The 18,395-nt window shown below is 54.8% G+C and carries 19 protein-coding genes; 6 read left to right on the top strand and 13 right to left on the bottom strand.

All coding sequences use genetic code 11. From position 1 onward, the window contains the following. Window positions 1–8 precede the first annotated feature (8 nt). Both J1781_RS21790 and J1781_RS21785 read left to right on the top strand, forming a co-directional pair. A complete protein-coding gene (locus tag J1781_RS21790; protein WP_217234185.1) occupies window positions 9–584 on the top strand; it encodes a TetR/AcrR family transcriptional regulator in 576 nt (191 codons plus the stop codon). Further along, the gene (locus J1781_RS21785) at window positions 581–1,507 is read left to right on the top strand and encodes a DMT family transporter (protein WP_129951384.1); all 927 of its coding nucleotides are present in this window, start codon (window positions 581–583) and stop codon (window positions 1,505–1,507) included. The genes J1781_RS21790 and J1781_RS21785 overlap by 4 nt, the downstream gene beginning before the upstream one ends. A 48-nt stretch (window positions 1,508–1,555) precedes the next feature. Here J1781_RS21785 and J1781_RS21780 read toward each other — a convergent pair whose 3' ends face one another. From J1781_RS21780 to J1781_RS21720, 13 genes are all read right to left on the bottom strand, one after another. After that, entirely contained in the window at window positions 1,556–2,614 is a 1,059-nt protein-coding gene (locus tag J1781_RS21780; protein WP_129951385.1) for an NAD(P)-dependent alcohol dehydrogenase, read from the bottom strand. A 99-nt stretch (window positions 2,615–2,713) separates the two neighbouring features. Continuing rightward, the gene (hutC, locus tag J1781_RS21775) at window positions 2,714–3,463 is read right to left on the bottom strand and encodes a histidine utilization transcriptional repressor HutC (RefSeq protein ID WP_129990904.1); all 750 of its coding nucleotides are present in this window, start codon (window positions 3,461–3,463) and stop codon (window positions 2,714–2,716) included. 41 nt (window positions 3,464–3,504) lie between these two features. Continuing rightward, entirely contained in the window at window positions 3,505–4,275 is a 771-nt protein-coding gene (locus J1781_RS21770; RefSeq protein ID WP_217234184.1) for an enoyl-CoA hydratase-related protein, read from the bottom strand. Continuing rightward, a complete protein-coding gene (locus tag J1781_RS21765) occupies window positions 4,272–5,165 on the bottom strand; it encodes a 3-hydroxyacyl-CoA dehydrogenase family protein (RefSeq protein ID WP_217234183.1) in 894 nt (297 codons plus the stop codon). Before J1781_RS21765 ends, J1781_RS21770 begins: the two co-directional genes overlap by 4 nt. 15 nt (window positions 5,166–5,180) lie before the next feature. After that, window positions 5,181–6,383 (bottom strand): CaiB/BaiF CoA transferase family protein, encoded by a 1,203-nt coding sequence (locus tag J1781_RS21760; RefSeq protein WP_217138698.1) that lies wholly within the window; start codon window positions 6,381–6,383, stop codon window positions 5,181–5,183. Then, entirely contained in the window at window positions 6,380–7,924 is a 1,545-nt protein-coding gene (locus J1781_RS21755) for an HAL/PAL/TAL family ammonia-lyase (protein WP_129990660.1), read from the bottom strand. The genes J1781_RS21760 and J1781_RS21755 overlap by 4 nt, the downstream gene beginning before the upstream one ends. Further along, entirely contained in the window at window positions 7,921–8,805 is an 885-nt protein-coding gene (locus J1781_RS21750; protein WP_217219751.1) for an ABC transporter substrate-binding protein, read from the bottom strand. The genes J1781_RS21755 and J1781_RS21750 overlap by 4 nt, the downstream gene beginning before the upstream one ends. 34 nt (window positions 8,806–8,839) lie before the next feature. After that, window positions 8,840–9,547, bottom strand: a complete 708-nt coding sequence (locus J1781_RS21745) for an ABC transporter permease (RefSeq protein ID WP_217234182.1) — start codon at window positions 9,545–9,547, stop codon at window positions 8,840–8,842. Then, complete coding sequence (locus J1781_RS21740; protein ID WP_129951392.1) at window positions 9,544–10,194, bottom strand: ABC transporter permease; 651 nt, start codon at window positions 10,192–10,194, stop codon at window positions 9,544–9,546. The genes J1781_RS21745 and J1781_RS21740 overlap by 4 nt, the downstream gene beginning before the upstream one ends. 4 nt (window positions 10,195–10,198) lie before the next feature. Continuing rightward, window positions 10,199–11,293: an ABC transporter ATP-binding protein gene (locus J1781_RS21735; protein WP_217234181.1), complete on the bottom strand. Its 1,095-nt coding sequence runs from the start codon at window positions 11,291–11,293 to the stop codon at window positions 10,199–10,201. Window positions 11,294–11,555: 262 nt separating this feature from the next. Next, a complete protein-coding gene (locus J1781_RS21730; protein WP_129951394.1) occupies window positions 11,556–12,404 on the bottom strand; it encodes an AraC family transcriptional regulator in 849 nt (282 codons plus the stop codon). Between the two features lie 160 nt (window positions 12,405–12,564). After that, window positions 12,565–13,332 (bottom strand): phytanoyl-CoA dioxygenase family protein, encoded by a 768-nt coding sequence (locus J1781_RS21725; protein ID WP_129951395.1) that lies wholly within the window; start codon window positions 13,330–13,332, stop codon window positions 12,565–12,567. 147 nt (window positions 13,333–13,479) lie between these two features. After that, window positions 13,480–14,376 carry a LysR family transcriptional regulator gene (locus tag J1781_RS21720; RefSeq protein ID WP_217234180.1) on the bottom strand — a complete coding sequence of 299 codons (897 nt, stop codon included), beginning with the start codon at window positions 14,374–14,376 and terminating at the stop codon, window positions 13,480–13,482. 156 nt (window positions 14,377–14,532) lie between these two features. Here J1781_RS21720 and J1781_RS21715 point away from each other — a divergent pair, with 156 nt between their 5' ends. The 4 genes from J1781_RS21715 to J1781_RS21695 all read left to right on the top strand — a co-directional run bounded on the left by J1781_RS21715 (window position 14,533) and on the right by J1781_RS21695 (window position 18,342). Beyond that, window positions 14,533–15,258 (top strand): pirin family protein, encoded by a 726-nt coding sequence (locus tag J1781_RS21715; protein ID WP_129990656.1) that lies wholly within the window; start codon window positions 14,533–14,535, stop codon window positions 15,256–15,258. A gap of 515 nt (window positions 15,259–15,773) precedes the next feature. Further along, window positions 15,774–16,049 carry a helix-turn-helix domain-containing protein gene (locus tag J1781_RS21705; protein ID WP_235174269.1) on the top strand — a complete coding sequence of 92 codons (276 nt, stop codon included), beginning with the start codon at window positions 15,774–15,776 and terminating at the stop codon, window positions 16,047–16,049. 353 nt (window positions 16,050–16,402) lie between these two features. Then, window positions 16,403–16,963 carry a GNAT family N-acetyltransferase gene (locus tag J1781_RS21700; protein WP_217234179.1) on the top strand — a complete coding sequence of 187 codons (561 nt, stop codon included), beginning with the start codon at window positions 16,403–16,405 and terminating at the stop codon, window positions 16,961–16,963. A 35-nt stretch (window positions 16,964–16,998) separates the two neighbouring features. Continuing rightward, entirely contained in the window at window positions 16,999–18,342 is a 1,344-nt protein-coding gene (locus tag J1781_RS21695) for an LLM class flavin-dependent oxidoreductase (protein WP_129951400.1), read from the top strand. Window positions 18,343–18,395: the final 53 nt, after the last annotated feature.

Genomic DNA, 18,395 nt, shown 5'->3' with positions numbered 1-18,395 from the left:
TAAATAAAATGTCCATACCTGAATCCGCACGTGACCGGCTGCTCGGTGCCGCCCGCGTTCTGTTTTATAACGACGGCATTGCCGCGACCGGGATTGATGCCATCGTCAAACGCGCCGGTGTCGCCAAAAAAAGCCTCTATAACAATTTCGAATCCAAGGCTGCACTGGTCGCGACGTACATTGAAATCCGTCACGATGAATGGCTGGAGCTGTACGCCCTGCGCGTTAAAAAAGCCAAAACACCACAGGAAAAAGTGCTCGCCGTATTTCAGGCCTATGACGATCACGCTGAATTTGCCTATGAGCGTGGTTTTCGTGGCTGCGGGTTGCTGAATGCCGCCGCCGAACTGCCCGCCGGAGCACCCGGCAGACAGGCCGTGCGCGGGCATAAAGAACATGTCGAAGCCATCGTAACCGCACATCTTCTGGAACTGTTTCCTGATGACGACGCGAAAGCCCGGCTGATGGCACGGCATTTTTCCTTTTTACTGGAAGGTGCGATTTCGCGTGCGGGTCTGGAGGGCAACGGTCAATGTGTCCGTCAGGCGATGGACATGGCGGCCTCAATGATGGAGGCATCATGACGATAACGCCTCGTGAACGCATGACAGGTGTACTCGCCGTGGTATTTGCTTCCTTTCTCTGGGGGTCAACCGGTACGGCTGCGACATTTGCACCCGACGTCAGCCCGCTGGCGATCGGGGCCGTGGCGATGGGGCTGGGTGGATTGTTGCAGGCGCTGATTTCCGCCAGAGGGATTGTCGCCAGCCGGGTAACACTGCGGCAAAACGGCCGCATGTTACTCACCGGCGCACTGGCGGTCGCGGTTTATCCCCTGGCGTTTTACGCATCGATGCATCTGGCGGGCGTCACGGTCGGCACGGTGATTTCCATCGGTTCCGCCCCGCTGCTGTCAGCGCTGATTGAATATTATCTCGACGGACAACGCCTTACCCGCCGCTGGATGACCGGTGCGGCTATTGGCGTAGCGGGCATGGTGTTGCTTTGCATCGGCAAAAGCGCAGGTCATGCCGTCTCCGGTCAGGGCGACCATACGATTGCCGGTGTGACGCTTGGCCTGATTGCCGGGCTGACTTACGCGCTTTACTCCTGGGCGGCACGTCATTTAATGCAGCGCGGCGTCCCTTCCCGTGCGGCAATGGGTGCCACCTTCGGGCTCGGCGGTTTATTGCTGATGCCGGTACTGTGGGTAACCGGCGCGCCGCTTCTGGCCTCGTGGAATAACGCCCTGGTCGGCGCCTACATGGCGCTGATCCCGATGTTTGTAGGTTATGTCTGTTTCGGCTATGCCCTTGCGCGCATTCCGGCCAGCATGGCAACCACCATAACCTTGCTGGAACCGGCGGTCGCGGCGGTGCTGGCGGTCGTGATTGTCGGTGAACGTTTGCCGCCGATGGGCTGGACGGGCATCGGCCTGGTCGTCGCATGCCTGATTTTCATCACCGTACCGCTGAAAAGACGCGCAACCGTACCGGTTTCTGCCTGAAAAAATGGCTCCCGCAGGAGCCATTGCTGTTTTACTTACGCAGGGAGATTACACCACCGCAGGCGCGGCCAGCGAGGCCATATCAATCACAAAACGATAGCGCACATCGGCCTTTTCCATACGCTCAAACGCTTCATTAATTTCATCCATGCGGATCATTTCGCAATCCGGCAGAATGTTTTTCTCCGCGCAGAAATCGAGCATTTCCTGCGTTTCGCGGATCCCGCCAATGGGCGAACCCGCCACGCGGCGACGGCCTAACAGCAGCGGAACGGTGTTAAATTCTTCCATCGGCCCGACCTGCCCGACCAGCACCAGCGTGCCGTCCACATCCAGCAACGGCAGATACGGCGTGATGTCGTGTCTGACCGGTACGGTATCGATGATCAGATCAAAATGATCGTGTGCCTGCGCCATGGCGTCACTGTCGGCACTGACCAGCAGACGGCTTGCGCCTAATTCCAGCGCATCGGCTGCTTTGGCATTGGAACGGCTCACGACCGTAACCTCTGCCCCCAGACCGGCCGCCAGTTTGACCGCCATATGCCCCAGACCGCCCAAGCCGATCACGCCGACGCGGCTGCCCGGCCCGACGTTCCAGGTCTTCAGCGGCGACCAGGTGGTGATACCGGCGCACAGCAGCGGCGCGGCTTTAGCAAGATCTAACCCTTCCGGCATGCGCAGACAAAACTCCTCGCGCACCACTAAATGCTTGGAGTATCCGCCCTGCGTCGGTGCTTTGGTGAAACGGTCATAACCCGCGTAAGTGCCGGTATTACCTTCGCGGCACAACTGTTCTTCACCTTTTTTACACTGATCGCATTCCTGACAACTGTCTACCATGCACCCCACAGCGACATGATCGCCCGGTTTATAGCGGGTGACGCCTTTACCAATCTGTGTGACGCGCCCGACGATTTCATGGCCGGGAACAATCGGATAGTAGCTCCAGCCCCAGTCATTTCTTGCGGTATGTAAATCAGAATGGCAAACCCCGCAATACAGAATTTCCATTGCGACATCGTTATCACGCAGGCCGCGACGTTCAAAGGTAAACGGTGCCAGCGGTTTTTTAGGATCGTAAGCAGCAAATCCGACAGTTTTCATCAGTCAATTCCTGAGTCGTTAATGACCTATTCACTATAGAATTTAACGCCGAAGTCACAAGCCACAGTCCTCCTGAATCCTTGCCTGATCCTGCCCGGTTTATTTCTTAAAGCTGCCGAACATCTTGTAACGGCCGCCCGGATATAACAGCCGGGCGCAGGTGACGACTTTTTCATGATGCCAGGTCCGACGCAGGGTTTGCAGGCATGGCTCGGTCTGATGAATATTCAGCAGGCGCTGCTCGTCGTTACCGGCCATCACGGCCTCAATGGTATGTTCACCCGCCGTCAGCGGTGCCAGCTGGGTGAGATAGGCGAAAGGCGTCGTTTTAGTAAAGTCCTGCTGTAAATACAACGGTGCAATATCCGGATTCACCAGCCGGTCCTCCAGCTGTACCGGAATATCATTTTCGTAATGCACGATCAGCGAATGGAACAACGCTACGCCGGGCGGCAGCATAAATTTCATTGCCATATTGTGACTGGCAATTTGCTCATCCAGTTGCAAAACGCGGGAAGTATGAAAATGCCCGCGGTTTTTGATCTCATCAGAAATGTTATTGACTTCCAGCATCGGCGTAAACGCCTTCATTTCATTGACAAAGGTGCCAACGCCCTGTAAACGCAGCAGGTAGCCTTCGGTGGTTAATTCGCGCAGTGCCCGGTTGATGGTCATCCGGCTGAATCCCAGCTCAGCAACCAGTTCACTTTCTGAAGGCACACGCTGGCGCGGCTGCCAGTGCCCGTGCAGGATCTGGTTGATGATCCCCTGTTTCACCTGCTTATACAGCGGAGATGGCTCGTCTCCGGCGTCCGCAATGACTTCGGATAGCGTTCTGTTTGTTGACATCATTCCTGCCTTGTATATTGCCTGGCTCGCGTTGCCGGAGGTCATTCGCCGGTAAACACCGCCTGTTCTTTCGCCGCCAGTGCGCGCATGCCTTCGTTGCGGTCTTCGCTGGCCGCAATCAGGGCGGACAACGAACGCTCATAACTGATGCCTGCCGTTAAGCCCATATCGAAACTCGCCAGCACGGCTTTTTTGGCCATCTTAATAGCCAGCGGTGCGGCACGGGAAATATTATGCGCAATCGTCAGCGCCTGTGCCGTTAATGCTTCAGGTGTGGTGATGCGGCTGACCAGCCCGGCAGCCAGCGCTTCGCTGGCGCTGATTTTTCGCCCGGCGAGGATGATTTCCATCGCCAGTGATTTCCCCACAGACCTGACCAGCCGCTGCGTCCCTCCTGCGCCGGGGATAATCCCGATATGTGTTTCCGGCAGCCCGATAACGGTTGTGTCATCAGCAATCACGATATCGCACAGTAACGCCAGTTCCAGTCCGCCACCCAGCGCATAACCGGACAGTGCCGCGATCACGGGTTTTTCAATGGCGGCGATCTGATCCCATTTTTCGCTGAAACCGCTGGTGTAAAGGGCTATCGCTGAGGCGGTAGCCAGCGTGCCGGTGTCAGCGCCGGCGGCAAACGCCCGCGCTGAGCCGGAAATCACCATGGCGCGGATCTGCTTATCCCCGTCCAGTTCACGCATTTTCTCCAGCAATTGCGTCAGCATCTCCGCACTCAGTGCATTGAGTTTTTCCGGCCGGTTAAGGGTGATATGCGCCACGCCCTGATGCCGTTCACAGCGGATGAGTTCGCTCATGGTTTTTGCATCCTGCTGATGGCGCGGATTGTGGAATTACGGTGCGCGAGCCCTTCTTCAATATCCTGTGCCGTCCACGGATAAAACCCTGCGCCGGTTTTGGTACCCAGGTGGCCCTGCTCAATTTGCGCCAGCAACCACGGCGGCAACGCGTCGTCACGGGATAACACCGGCAATAAGATCGCCGCAACATTCTTCACCGTATCCAGCCCGGCAAAATCCATCAGTTTCAGCGGCCCCATCGCCGACCAGCGCGGTGCAAGTGTGCTTTGCACAGCAAAATCTACGTCTTCGATGCTGGCTATACCGGCCGTCACCAGATGCAACGCCTCGCGCAGCATGGCGTATTGCAGCCGGTTGACGATAAACCCCGGCACGTCTTTATGAAGGGTCACTGTCTGTTTGCCCAGTTGCTGACACAATGCACCGGCCTGCTGACGCGTTTGGTCACTGGTTTGCGGCCCGCAGACAATTTCCACCATCGGCATGACATCAGCCGGATTAAACCAGTGCAGGCCAATAAAACGCGACGGCACCGCCAGCGAACAGGCAATCTGCCCGACAGGGACGCTGGAGGTGTTGGTGGTCAGCAGACAGTCGTCACTGACCTGTTTTTCGATCTCCTGAAAAATCTGCTGTTTGAGTGCCAGCACCTCAGCGATATTTTCCGAAACAATCTTCGCGCCTTTCAGACATTCCGCCAGGGATGTCGTAAAAGTGACCGCTGATGCCAGTCCGGCGTCGATGCTGTCGATCACTTTTGCAGCCTTGTGCAGCGAGTTTTCCGTACGCGAATAAAGCGCCACCTTAAAACCGCTGGCGGCAAATACCGCCGCGATGCGCGCACCCATGGTGCCCGCGCCAATCACCGCAACCTGTGTTGATGCCATATTATCTGCCTCCGGTTAAATAACGCCCTGTTGCTCCAGTGTGTCCATCTCCTGCGAAGACAGCCCCAGTTGCGCGCTGAGAATGGCGCGCGTGTGTTCACCAAGCCGTGGCGGCATTAAATCGGGTATCTGATGCATGCCGCTCAGCTTCACCGGCTGCGGTAATATGCTGATTTCACCGGCAACCGGATGTTTCACCTGATGCAGTAATCCCCGTTCAGCGGCATGCGGGCTTTGCAGCAGTTGATCCAGCCCCCAGACCGGGGCGGCAGGAATGCCGTCTGCATCAAGCAGGGCGAGCGCCCCGTCCACGGTTTTGTCGTGCAGCCATTCTTCAATCAGCACCCGTAATGCGTACTGATGTTTCAGGCGCTGCGGATCCGTGGCAAAACGCACATCCTGCACCACTTCCGGTTTACCTATAGTCTGTGCCAGACGGCGGAACAGGCTGTCATTCGCCACGGCAATCACCAGATAACCGTCGGCCGCACGGTAGCTGTCCATCGGGGCGCTGATGGGATGTGCATTGCCCAGTCGCCCGGCCAGCGGTATGCCGCCCAGCAGTTGTGTCAGCGAGACCATTTGCATCGATACCATCGCGTCGAGCATGGCGACATCCACATGCTGCCCGAGACCGCTGATGCCCCGTTGCAGCAATGCCGCCAGAATGCCCCACGAACAGTACAGCCCCGACACCACATCACCAATCGCATCCCCCACCCGGGTCGGTTCACCATTCGCCCAGCCGGTGACCTGCATAATGCCGCCCATTGCCTGGATCACATGGTCATAAGCTGCTTTGTGCGCCAGCGGCCCGTGCTGACCAAAGCCGGAAATACTGGCATACACCAGCTTCGGATTGATCTTCTTCACAGCGTCATAATCAATGCCCAGACGCGTGGTCACGCCGGGCCGGAAGTTTTCCACCAGCACATCCGCGCCTTCAATCAGTTGCTCCAGCACTGCCCGTCCCTGCGGAGATTTCAGATTCAGCGTCAGGCTTTTTTTGCCGTGATTAAGCAGCATGAAGTAGGTACTTTCACCATGAATATGCGGCGTGAAATCACGGGAGTCGTCACCTTTACCCGGCATTTCAATTTTGATCACTTCCGCACCCAAATCATTGAGCAGCGAAGCGCAGTAAGGCCCGGCCAGCACGCGGGAAAGGTCAAGCACTTTGACCCCCTCCAGCGGCCGTGATGTCGCGGATGTACTCATACATTTTCTCCGTCAGCAAGGTCTGCGAAAATCAGGGGGGTCAGCGCGCGCAAGATATCGCCCTGTCCGATCAGCTGACGGATAGCCAGCATATCCGGATACATTTCCTCGTCACTCTGCCGGAAGGCCACCTGCCCGCGCACCAGAGACAATACGGTTTCCGTGCCCGCTGAGGCGCGCAGCGGACGGTGGAATTCCACCGCCTGCGTGGCACACAAGATTTCTATCGCCACGATATCAATGGCATTTTCAACGGCATCAATCGCTTTACGCGCCGCTGTTACCCCCATGGAAATGTGATCTTCCTGTCCGGCACAGGTGGATACGGTATGCACGCTGGCCGGTGCTGCCAGTGCACGGTTTTCCCCTGCCAGCGCGGCCGCAGCGTAAGGCGGGATCATCATGCCTGAATGCGCCCCGCCATTGGCCACCAGAAAAGCCGGTAATCCGCTGAGATGACTGTTTGTCAGTCGGTCAGCGCGGGCCTGCGAACCGGTGCTGAGTTGCGCAATGGCAATCGCCAGTGCATCCAGACACAACGCCACCGGCGCACCGTGCCCGTTGCCGCCCGGCAAAACATTCAGCTCCCCCTCTTCCACGATAAACACCGGATTATCTGTGACCGAATTAACTTCGGTAGTCAGCGTTTTCAGGCAGTAACTCAGTACATCCCGTACCGCGCCATGCATTTGCGGAATGCAGCGCAGGCTCAGTGCGTCCTGAACGCGAAAATCCCGGTATTTATCCAGGATCTCGCTGTCACGCAGGAAACAGCGCAAAATCCGCGCGGTTTCCTGCTGGCCGTCGTGCGGGCGCAATGCGTGAAGGCGGGCATCATACCCGCGGATATTCCCCTTCAGCACTTCCAGGCTCATGCCACCAGCAGCATCCGCCGCCGGCAGTAATTCGCGGAAGGCTTGCGCCGCCAGACAGCCCAGCGCCGTGATTTCATAGGTGCCGCTGACCAGCGCATGGCCTTCGCGCGGACCGGGAATGCGCACGGCAATCCCCGCCCGCTCCAGCGCTTCCCGTGCCGGTAACAGTTCGCCCTGATAGAACGATTTTCCGTAACCAAACACCGACAGCCCGATATGCGCAGTGGCAATCAGGTAACCAACCGACCCCTTGGCAGGCGACCAGGGCGTCACCCCCTTGTTAAGCATGTCGGCCATCGTTTGCACCAGCGCCGGGCTGACGCCACTGTAGCCCTGCAGCAGCGATTTCATCATCACCGCCATCATCGCCCGCACTTCATGCTGCGCCAGCACCGGCCCCGTACCGCAGGCGTGACTTTTCAGCATATTGAGCTGTACGTCAGAAATTTGCTCCGGTGATAAGCGCTGAGTGACCAGGTCACCCACGCCGGTGGTCAGGCCATAAATCACTTTGTTGTCGGCAATCGCCTGCCTGATTTTCTCATGCACGATCAGCATGGCATCTGACGCTGACGGGTCCGGCAACACCGGTGCCCCGTAAGCGATATCCGCGATATCACGGACGGAGGTTTCCGCCGTGCCTAAGATGACAGTGCGCGTCATCATTTATCCAGCCCGTGCCCGGCCAGCCACTCTTTTGCTACGGCATCCACACTTTCAAAATTCGCCAGTTTGCCGTTCATCACGATCAGATCGCTGGTGGTCAGTTGTCGGGACACGTTGTTCAGCGTGGTTTCGACCACCTCGCTGGCTTTGTCTTTAGCAATCAGCGGCACAATATTTTGTGCCGGGAATAAGTGTCTGGAATCTTCCAGCGCCACCAGATTTTTCGTTTTAATCGCCGGGTCGGTTGAGGTCATGTCCGCGACCTGAATCTGATTATTGGTCAGCGCAGACAGTGTCAGCGGGCCGGCGACGTCGAGCACTTTGAAGTTTTTAAAGGTCAGGCCGTACACTTCGCTCAGCCCTCTCACGCCTTCACGACGGGTTTTCCATTCTGCCGGACCGCCCAGAACCAGCGTTTTCGCCACTGGTGCCAGATCAATGATGTCTTTCAGATTGTGTTTTTTGGCCGTTTTCTCAGTCACAGCCAGTACATCACTGTCCTGCGCGGCTGAGATATCCAGCATTTTGATTTTTTCCGGTAAAGCTTTTGCCAGCGCCGCCGCCACATCTTCAGAAGAATGAGCCTGCGTTTTTTCGTCGAGATAACTCAGGGTGGCACCACTGTATTCCGGGATCAGATTAATGGAGCCATCAAGCAGCGCGGGCATATACACCTCACGGCTGCCAATATTAAGTTTGGTTTCCACCTTCACATTTTTTGCTGCCAGTGCCTGCTCATAAATAGTGGCAATCAGCTGGCTTTCGGGGAAATCCGCTGAGCCGATGATAATAGTGCCCCCCGTATCAGCGGAAAACGCAGCAGGGACGTGTACGACGGCAGCAGAAAACAGGGCAACGGCGAGCAAATTTTTCAATTTCATTTTTGTCAGGCTCCGGAATGAGTGAGTAGATAATTCAGTGATTCGATAAAGGAATGGTTTTTTTACGGCGGCGCTCACGCTGCCGCAATCCTGGTGAAACAATGAAACGAATTAAAAAAGAGAAAAATATATCAACCAGTAACGCTAATATTCCCACCATAAAAGCACCCGCAACCATTTGCGGATAATCATTCTGGGCACGGCCATCAATAATCAGCAGCCCTAAGCCACCAAGCGAAACATACGCTGCAATCGTGGCTGTAGACACAATTTGCAGCGCAGCACTGCGGATGCCGGATAATATCAGCGCCAGTGCGCAGGGTATTTCTACCGCCAGCAACAGTTTCAGCGGTGAATACCCCATACCGGTTGCGGCATCAATAACTGCCGGGTTAATTGCCCGGATGCCGGAATACACCCCCATCATAATGGGCGGTAAGGCCAGAATAATCAGCACAATCAGACAAGGCACAATAAAAGCCAGGTCCGATTCAAATACCGGCCCGAACAGAATTACCAGCAAGATGATTAACCCGAATGAAGGCAGCGCCCGCATGGCATTGGCGCTGCCGATTAATAGCGTCGCACCTTTACCGGTATGGCCGACATAGCAACCAATCGGAAAAGCAATAATCACCGCGATGAACAACGCTTCAATGCTGTAAATCAGATGCTGAAAGATGAGCATCAGCAAACCGTCATCATTGAGCCAGTGACCGGAGTCCAGCAACCAGTTAATCATTTCGCATTCCTTTTCGGTTGCCATGTGGTCATTTTATTGCCGGTACGCAGCACCAGATTATCCAGCAGCAGCGCCAGCACAATGCACAGGAAAATACCGGCAATAATCGGTGTCAGGAAATGCAGCTGGAAACCCTGGGTGAACAATGCCCCCAGTTGCGGCATGCCAACCAGCGCCGAAATCGACACAATACTGACATTCGAAACCACCACCACCCGCATACCGGCGGCGATGACCGGCACGGCCAGCGGTAATTCCACGCTCAGGAAACGCTGCAAGGGTCGGTAGCCCATGGCGACAGCGGCCTGGCGGGTATCATCCGCCACAGAATCCAGTCCGTCGCATACGGTGCGGATCAGCAACGCAAATGCATACAATGTCAGGGCCACCACGACATTAACTACATCCAGAATCTTTGTGCCCAGCAAACCGGGCAATAGAACAAATAACGCCAGTGAAGGAATGGTATAAAGCAATCCTAATAAATTCAGAATACCGTCTTTAAATTTTCCGCATCGGTGTAAAACACCGCCTACCGGAATAGCCAGTGCCAGCCCGATCAATACCGGAATAACAGACAGGTAAATATGCCAGCCGAGCAGCGTTAATATATTTTCCCGCTGCTGAAATAACCAGTCAAAACGCATGGCACTACCTCACAGTCCGGGAATAAGAAGGTGAAAAGACGTGTTCTATAGTGGCCGTGCCGATAAAACGCTGATGTTCATCTACCACAATACCGCGCTGACAGGGAGAACTTAATACGGCATCCATTAGCTGTCGCAGCGTGCCATTTTTCGGCGCGAAGGTACTGCCGAGATTAATATCTTCCGCATCCACGGTTATTTTATTTTGTGTGACATCATACCAGCCGAGCGGACATTCATTTTCTACCACCAGCACCCAGGTACTTTCTCCGGCAAGGGCTCTGGCTGCATTGACGGAAATACCCGGTTCGATGACAGGTTCTTTCGTCAGACTGATATTCCCGGGGATGCTGTCGAAGGAAAGTTTACGGTATCCGCGATCACGACCAATAAAATCAGCAACAAACGCATCCTGCGGTTCATTGAGTAATTTCACCGGCGAGGCGACTTGCGCCAGACGCCCCCCGGGGCGGAAAACGGCGACCTGATCGCCTAATTTCATCGCCTCATCAATATCGTGAGTAACCATAATAATGGTCTTGCCGATTTCACGCTGTAACCTTAAAAACTCATCCTGTAACTGTTCGCGCACCACCGGATCGACAGCGCTGAAAGGTTCATCCATCAGCATAAATTCCGGGTCCGATGCCAGCGCACGTGCCACGCCCACCCGTTGTTGCTGACCGCCGGATAACTGCCACGGATAGCGCTCCGCCATCGACAGGGAAAGCCCGACCAGCTCAAGTAATTCGAGGGCCTTTTTACGCGCAGCCGTACGTGTCGCACCGTTGAGCAACGCCGTGACCGCGATGTTGTCCTGCACGGTTTTATGCGGAAACAGCCCCGCATTCTGGATCACATAACCTATTTTGCGGCGTAATTTTACCAGGTCCATTCCGGCGGTCGGCTGCCCGTTCAGCAAAATGCTGCCCGAAGAGGGTTCGATTAACCGGTTGATCATACGCAGCGAGGTGGTTTTGCCGCAGCCCGAGGGCCCGACCAGCATGGTGATTTTCCCTGTCGGCGCACTGAACGACAGCCTGTCTACAGCCACCGTACCATCTGCGTAAAATTTGCTTATGTTCTCAAATGAAATCATTACATTTCCAGCCACATTACGGAGTGTTTTTCACAGGACGCCTGCTTGTGATCATTTCGCAGACCTGACATGTACTAACTTGTATGTACAACCTAGCAAGCAGAATGCCAACTTATCAAAACGGAGGAATAGCAGCGGAATATGGCGATTGTGACGGGCAGTGAGGCATAAAAGTGAACAAAAAATGACGTTTTTTTGCACCAGAAAAAAACAATTCGCCCCATTGCGGTGCGGAATGTTTTACTTTCTGGCTACAGGCTGGCTACGACTTTCGATCCGACAACTGGCTCAGCCACTGACTGCGATATTCAGAAGGCGAACGGGCGGTGCTTTTGCGAAAAACGCGGCAGAAATAGTTGCTGTCAACAAAGCCGCTGCTGGCTGCCACTTCTTTGATTTTCAGCTCATAGCCTTTAAGCAGCAGTTTCGCCTTTTCCAGCCGGACATGATTCAGATACTCACTGAAGCCGATATCACCGGATTTCCGAAATAAATGAGACAGGTAATTGGGGGTGATATGGAAACGCTTTGCCACGTTTTCGCGCGTCAGCGGCAGTGCGGCATTCTCTTCAATATATTTTTTGATGACCTCAAACAGCGCACCGCTGCGGGTGAGGATCTGCGCCCGGTTGGCGAGCTGTTCCTGACAATGACTTAACAACCCCGCGACCACGCAGCGCGCGGTTTGCTGGTCGTCAGGATTAGAGATAATTTCATTCATCGCCTGCAACAAAAACGAGCCTACCCGCGGACCAAGGCGCGAAACACTTTGCTTATCGGTACCGGTAAATGTCACGCCATCCCAGAACTGCAAACTGAAACCCAGTTTTTCTTTACTGAACAGAATACTCAGCACTGTCGCGGACTGATCCCACACCATCAGATTCCACTTCCCGCCCGGAATATACAGTGCATCGCCCTGCCTCAGCAGCCCTTTACCGGCGGCGATGCTGCGATCACGGACTTCGCCTTCAACCACAAATTCGATACGCGGAAAACTAACCACCGAGGCCAGCTCGGGCGCAGGCAGGGAATTATCAGGGAACCGGACAGCAAACGCATCACTGCCGGATACCGATCGGAACAGTGTTTCTATCACGTCTTGCAGCATGGCAGCCTCTCAGAGGATTTCTTTTGATCATAACATACACCTAACAAATACGCGGTAATCCCGCCTGCCACATAGTGCCCCTTCTGGTGTCCATTATAAGACCCGGTAAAATGCAATAAAAAAGCCTGACCGGCAGCCAGGCCCGGAGGGAAACAGCCATTCAGAGCACGTCGAGCAACCATTTTTGCGCAGGCGTCAGGCGGCTTGCCGTTTCCGGCGTCAGCCATTTACGCTGATCCTGCTGCTGCGCATCGGCACGATCAATATACAAACTGTGCAGCACCCGGCGACGTGTGCCGGCGTGGTTATTGGTACCACCGTGCCACGCATGAGCGTTATAGATCATCACACTGCCTGCCGGTGCCTCAAACACCACCTCATCCGGATGCGGCAATTCGACATCCGCCAGCACGTCCTCCGGCAATTCAGGGCGGTGATGAGTGCCCGGAATAATACGTGGTGCACCGTTGGCGGCACTTAAATCGTCAATCGCCACGATTGCATTCACCAGATGCACCTTTGGGAAATCCGGACGCGGTTTTTTCCAGTCAGCGTGCAGCGGCTGATGTCCTCCCCGGTGCAGCGCTTCACGACCATTGAGACTCGAAACCTTAAACGCGCCGCCGAAAATATGGTGGCACACGGACAGGATCAGCGGATGCGACCAGACCTTTTCCCACACAGTGCCTTTGTTGATCATATTGGCGATACGGGTGGCGGTGGCTTCCTGATGATGTTCCACCGCGAGATTATCGCCCTCTTTTTCCACCAGCGCGTCAAACGTGACACGCATATCCGCCAGCCAGTCCTGGTCAATCACATCATGAATAATCAGGTATCCGCGCGTCTCCAGTTCGTCCGCCTGTGCCGGCGTTAACGGTTGTGTTGCGCCCAGTGCTGCAAGATATTGCTCAGATGAATGATTCATTTCCCGCCCCTTCAGTTAACGTTTGCGTAACATGAAAGTACGGCAGTTTTTATAGGAAAAAACGATGCTAATCCTACGAAACACTGGATTTATGTGTGATCGCCAAAAAAGTGTGAGACAGATCGGCTTACATCCGCAGCATGTCTCTCAGACCGCCACCAGCAGTTGTGCCTTGAGTCTCTCCTGTAAAAAGTCGAGAAATACCCGGGTGACTTCGCTGCGCTGACGATGCTGCGGATAAAGGGCGTGCAGGCTCAGCGGGCCGGGATGAAACGCATCGAGTACGCGAACCAGCGCCCCGTATTGCAGTGCCGGGCCGACGATAAATTCCGGCAGTAATACCAGCCCGAGTCCGGCGACGGCCGCATCGCGTAACACTTCACCGTTATTGCTGACAATCGGCCCGCGCACATCAAACAGACGGCGTTTGCCGTGCAGCTCCAGCTCCCAGCCGGTCTGTCCTTCACGCCCGTAACGCAGGCAGTGATGGCTGAGCAAATCCTCCGGCGTTTCCGGCGTTCCCTTGCGCTGAAGATATTGCGGGCTGCAACAGATCACCCGCTTCAGCTCGCCCAGGCGCCGCGCCACCAGCGACGAATCAACCAGATTACCAATGCGCAACGCAATGTCGAAACCTTCACCCACCAGATCAACATAGCGGTCGACCAGTTCTACCTGAAACTGGATAGCCGGATGCTGACCTAAAAACTCGGCAATCAGCGGTGAGAGATGGCTGATGCCAAACGACATCGGAATGCTGATGCGATATGACCCCTGAAGCGCCTGCCGTTTGGGCGACACCGCGCGTTCGGCTTCTTCGATGTCATCGAGGATCCGCTGAGCATGTTGCGCGAACAACTGACCGGATTCGGTCACCGACAGTTTACGGGTGTTGCGGTTGAGCAGCCGGGCATTTAAGCCAGCCTCCAGCGACGCCATACGGCGACTGACATATTGTTTTGATAGCATCAGTTGTTCAGCCGCTGCGGTAAAACTCCCGGCCTTTACCACCGCAACAAAAATACGAAGATCTTCTATCTGCATCTTATCCGCATCCTTGATTATCATGCCGCTGATTGTCCACCAAAACGTGACAGTGATAGTCAAACCAGCGCATTGTTGAGCAAATTAGTTTACGTGTATTCTCTGTTCATCGGAAGCGCAAACGCACTTCCCCCCTGACAAACTGAGGAGCACATCATGATCGAACAACGTCTCTCTGAACAACGCGGCCTGGGTGATCACGGCTGGTTGCATTCACGCCATACTTTTTCCTTCGCCAGTTACTGGGATCCGAAACAGGTCGGTTTCTCAGACCTGCTGGTCATTAACGATGATCAGGTTGCACCGGGCCGCGGCTTTGGCGCACATCCGCACAGCAATATGGAAATTATCTCTTATGTTCTGGAAGGCGCGCTGGAGCATAAAGATTCGATGGGTACCGGTTCTGTGATTGTTCCCGGTGATGTACAGCTGATGAGCGCCGGTTCCGGTGTGACACACAGTGAGTTCAACCACTCCGGCGACGAGAATGTCCATTTCCTGCAAATCTGGATTGTGCCGTCTGAAACGGGTACCAAACCGGGTTACCAGCAAGTTTCTGTGGCTGAAGCGGAAAAACGTGGCCAGTTCCGTCTGGTTGTCTCGCCGGAGGGTGACAACGGCTCACTGACGGTGCGTCAGGACATGAAGATTTACGCGGGTTTCTTCGACGGCGCAGAACAGGCCACGTTTGATCTGGATCCTGACCGCTATGCCTATATCCATGTGGCACGCGGCAGCATCAAAGTGAACGGCATTGAGTTCAGAACCGGTGACGGTGCCCGTATCCGTCAGGAAGATAAACTCACCTTTACGGACGGTGATCAGGCAGAAGTATTACTTTTTGATTTGCGACCGGTGGAAGTGAATCACCCGTCCCGCTAATTAAAGCACTTAACAGGCATATTGCAGACATTTTCAGCAATATGCCTGCCTTTTTGCGCCCTCTCCCTCATGGGTAAAAATGCCTGCTGCAAAGCTCTGCAACATATATTTTTCTCTGGAAAGCAAATCCCATCTCAGTGGTTATCCAGTTGGTTTAGCACCCTTGCTTACGTTATATTTGCCTTGCTGCGTCAAAAAAACGCGGCGAGGTTTCGCAGCCTGAATACCACATCGGAAATACATATGTAATAATTATGTATTAGCCTCGGTACACCTGTCAGATGCAGATGCTTGTAATTTGTACATCCTATGGTGACTCAGGCAAGGCAGCCCCCGGGCTGGCCGGATTCCGATGTGACCGGTACTGCGAACCTTGTCTGAGCCACCACCAAAAAGAGTTTCGCAGCTCCGGTGGTGGTTAACTATCACATCGGAGAATACACATGAAACTGCCCCATAGTCCGACATTTCTGCCGTTTCCTACCTCATATATTCAGCAACATGAGGGTGAAATCCTGATTAATCAGGACTGGCACCCTGCCGACATCATTGCTGCACTGCGCAAAAAAGGCACCACCCTGTCTGCGGTTTCACGCGCGGCGGGTTTATGTTCAACCACCTTAGCCAATGCGCTTACCCGTCCCTGGCCAAAGGGTGAGTTGCTGATTAGCCAGGCTATCGGTGTGCCGCCTTCTATCATCTGGCCAAGCCGGTATTTCGATAAGCGCACCATGCAATTTGTTGAACGTCCGCTGCGTACACCGGCCAAGAAACCCCCTACAGACGAGTAGTAGCATCTCCTCAGGGCGTTGTAAAAACGCCCTTTTCCTTCCTCTCCCTGCTCTTAACCCCCTGAATTCGGCACCATACCTTCTGCCGTGGCGCGGGAAAAAGCCTGCGCGCTGTCGCCAGACACTCTGTTTCAGTTGGCGCCGTGACAGGCTGGAAATCTTGCCCGTAGGATCTTAAATGCAAAGGAAGATAGTTTTTCTCTTTACTCCTCCCACTGCGAAGGGGAGGGAGCTTTATGACCGCCCCTATTCCATCTCCCGCAACTGCATAGCAACTATTGTTGTTTTACATCGCTTGTCCCTGACTTTAATAATCATTGTTAACGATGTGTTGTGAACTAAAGGAACGGAATATGAGCCATGTGATCCGCCTTGCTCAGGAGTCTGAAGCAGCGGCGCTGCACAGTCTTTTGCAAAAGGCTTACGAGCCGCTGCTGGAACATAACATTCATTTCACCATTACCCGCGCCAGCGTTGAGGATGTGCGGGATGTTATCCGTAATGAAACCACTTATGTGCTGGAAAAAGACGGTGTACTGACCGCGACGCTGACCACCCGTTTTCTGTGGACACCCGCGAAAAATCATCTTGCGCCATGGCCGTTTGTGCACTGGTTTGCGGTGGCAGAACACGCCAAAGGCCAGGGATTTGGCAATGAAATTATCCGCTACGTGGAAGAGACGTTTTTGCGGGACACGCTGAAATCACCGGCGGTGTATCTGGCAACGGCGGTGAAACATCCGTGGCTGACCGGGTTGTATCAGCGACGGGGTTATGAGCTATTTCATACCGCGACCAACCCGCTGGGTGTGGAACTGGTCTATTTGCGCAAAATTCTCAACCAGCAGGCATTCGAAGCACTGGAGCAGGCGCCGCTGGTTCGCTCTATCGCTGAATTACGCACGCTGGTTTAACAGCGGCTGAATAATACCCTCATAAGGATGAAACAATGAGTCAGAAAAAACAAATACGCCTGGGTGCCATTATTCAGGGCGCATCCGGAAATATGTCTGCATGGCGTCATCCGGATGCGGTTGCTGATGCCAGTATTAATATTCAGTTCTGCCAGCAATTAGCGCAACGAGCTGAACAGGCTAAATTTGATTTCTTATTTGTCGCCGACGGACTTTATATTACTGAGAAATCTATTCCGCATTTCCTCAACCGTTTTGAACCGATTACCCTGCTTTCTGCCCTGTCGCTGGTCACCCGCAAAATCGGACTGGTCGCCACATTATCCACCTCCTACAGCGAGCCGTTTACCGTCGCGCGTCAGTTCGCCAGCCTCGATCATCTGAGTGGTGGCCGGGCGGGCTGGAACGTCGTGACCTCACCGCTGGAAGGCTCGGCGAAAAACTTCTCCCGCGATAAACATCCGGAGCATGATGAGCGTTACCGCATCGCCAGTGAATACGTCAGCGTGGTGAAAGGACTGTGGGATTCCTGGGAAGAAGATGCCTTTGTGCGCAACAAAGCCACCGGCCAGTTCTTTGTGCCGGAGAAACTGCACACACTTAATCATCACGGCAAATACTACTCGGTGCAGGGGCCGCTGAACGTCGGACGCTCGCCGCAGGGCCGTCCGATCGTCTTTCAGGCCGGAGCATCGGAACAGGGCAAAGCTTTTGCCGCCGAAGCCGCTGATGCCATTTACACCCGTCAGGAAACCCCTGAACTGGCCCGCGAGTTCCGGCTCGACGTCCGGCGTCAGCTGGTGTTAAACGGCCGTGACGCTGACGACATCCGCGTCTTTCAGGGTATCAGCGTGATTATCGGTGACTCGCCCGCCGACGCCGAACGCAAATATCAGGAAACGGCGCAACTGGTGACGCTGGAAAGTGCTCTGGATTATCTTGGCCGCTATTTCGAGCATCACGATTTTGCGCAATATGACCCCGACGCCCCCTTCCCCGACATAGGTAATTTGGGGCAAAACAGCTTCCGCAGCACCACGGATGAAATCAAACGCAACGCCAGCGAGCGCGGGCTGACGCTGCGTCAGGCCGCGCTGGAAGCCGCCACGCCACGCCCGACCTTCTCCGGTACTGCCGAAGACGTCGCTGACGGACTGGAACACTGGTTCACGTCGGGCGCTGCCGACGGCTTTATTGTCCGCGGCGGGACGCCAACGGCGTTCGATGATTTCACCGACAGTGTGATCCCGATTTTGCAGGCACGGGGAGTGTACCGGACGGAATACGAAAGTGAGACGTTGCGGGGAAATCTGGGGTTGCGGGAGCCGGAGAATCAATTCACTGCTAAGAGTGTGCCTTCCGATGCACTGACGGTTTAGAATCAATACCTTGGGTTGCCACCCAAACCGGCTTTAAGGTCAAGGTCGTGGGC

Origin of the sequence: Rahnella perminowiae (assembly GCF_019049695.1) — a bacterium.
Classification (GTDB): Bacteria; Pseudomonadota; Gammaproteobacteria; order Enterobacterales; family Enterobacteriaceae; genus Rahnella; species Rahnella perminowiae.
The sequence above is the reverse complement of the archived record's forward strand: the minus strand, read 5'-3'. Positions and strand labels throughout refer to the sequence as shown.

Bases quoted from the DNA above. Each gene is read 5' to 3' on its own strand.
- J1781_RS21790 (WP_217234185.1), top strand. From the start codon at position 9: ATGTCCATACCTGAATCCGCACGTGACCGGCTGCTCGGTGCCGCCCGC.
- J1781_RS21785 (WP_129951384.1), top strand. From the start codon at position 581: ATGACGATAACGCCTCGTGAACGCATGACAGGTGTACTCGCCGTGGTA.
- J1781_RS21780 (WP_129951385.1), bottom strand. From the start codon at position 2,614: ATGAAAACTGTCGGATTTGCTGCTTACGATCCTAAAAAACCGCTGGCA.
- hutC (WP_129990904.1), bottom strand. From the start codon at position 3,463: ATGTCAACAAACAGAACGCTATCCGAAGTCATTGCGGACGCCGGAGAC.
- J1781_RS21770 (WP_217234184.1), bottom strand. From the start codon at position 4,275: ATGAGCGAACTCATCCGCTGTGAACGGCATCAGGGCGTGGCGCATATC.
- J1781_RS21765 (WP_217234183.1), bottom strand. From the start codon at position 5,165: ATGGCATCAACACAGGTTGCGGTGATTGGCGCGGGCACCATGGGTGCG.
- J1781_RS21760 (WP_217138698.1), bottom strand. From the start codon at position 6,383: ATGAGTACATCCGCGACATCACGGCCGCTGGAGGGGGTCAAAGTGCTT.
- J1781_RS21755 (WP_129990660.1), bottom strand. From the start codon at position 7,924: ATGATGACGCGCACTGTCATCTTAGGCACGGCGGAAACCTCCGTCCGT.
- J1781_RS21750 (WP_217219751.1), bottom strand. From the start codon at position 8,805: ATGAAATTGAAAAATTTGCTCGCCGTTGCCCTGTTTTCTGCTGCCGTC.
- J1781_RS21745 (WP_217234182.1), bottom strand. From the start codon at position 9,547: ATGATTAACTGGTTGCTGGACTCCGGTCACTGGCTCAATGATGACGGT.
- J1781_RS21740 (WP_129951392.1), bottom strand. From the start codon at position 10,194: ATGCGTTTTGACTGGTTATTTCAGCAGCGGGAAAATATATTAACGCTG.
- J1781_RS21735 (WP_217234181.1), bottom strand. From the start codon at position 11,293: ATGATTTCATTTGAGAACATAAGCAAATTTTACGCAGATGGTACGGTG.
- J1781_RS21730 (WP_129951394.1), bottom strand. From the start codon at position 12,404: ATGCTGCAAGACGTGATAGAAACACTGTTCCGATCGGTATCCGGCAGT.
- J1781_RS21725 (WP_129951395.1), bottom strand. From the start codon at position 13,332: ATGAATCATTCATCTGAGCAATATCTTGCAGCACTGGGCGCAACACAA.
- J1781_RS21720 (WP_217234180.1), bottom strand. From the start codon at position 14,376: ATGCAGATAGAAGATCTTCGTATTTTTGTTGCGGTGGTAAAGGCCGGG.
- J1781_RS21715 (WP_129990656.1), top strand. From the start codon at position 14,533: ATGATCGAACAACGTCTCTCTGAACAACGCGGCCTGGGTGATCACGGC.
- J1781_RS21700 (WP_217234179.1), top strand. From the start codon at position 16,403: ATGAGCCATGTGATCCGCCTTGCTCAGGAGTCTGAAGCAGCGGCGCTG.
- J1781_RS21695 (WP_129951400.1), top strand. From the start codon at position 16,999: ATGAGTCAGAAAAAACAAATACGCCTGGGTGCCATTATTCAGGGCGCA.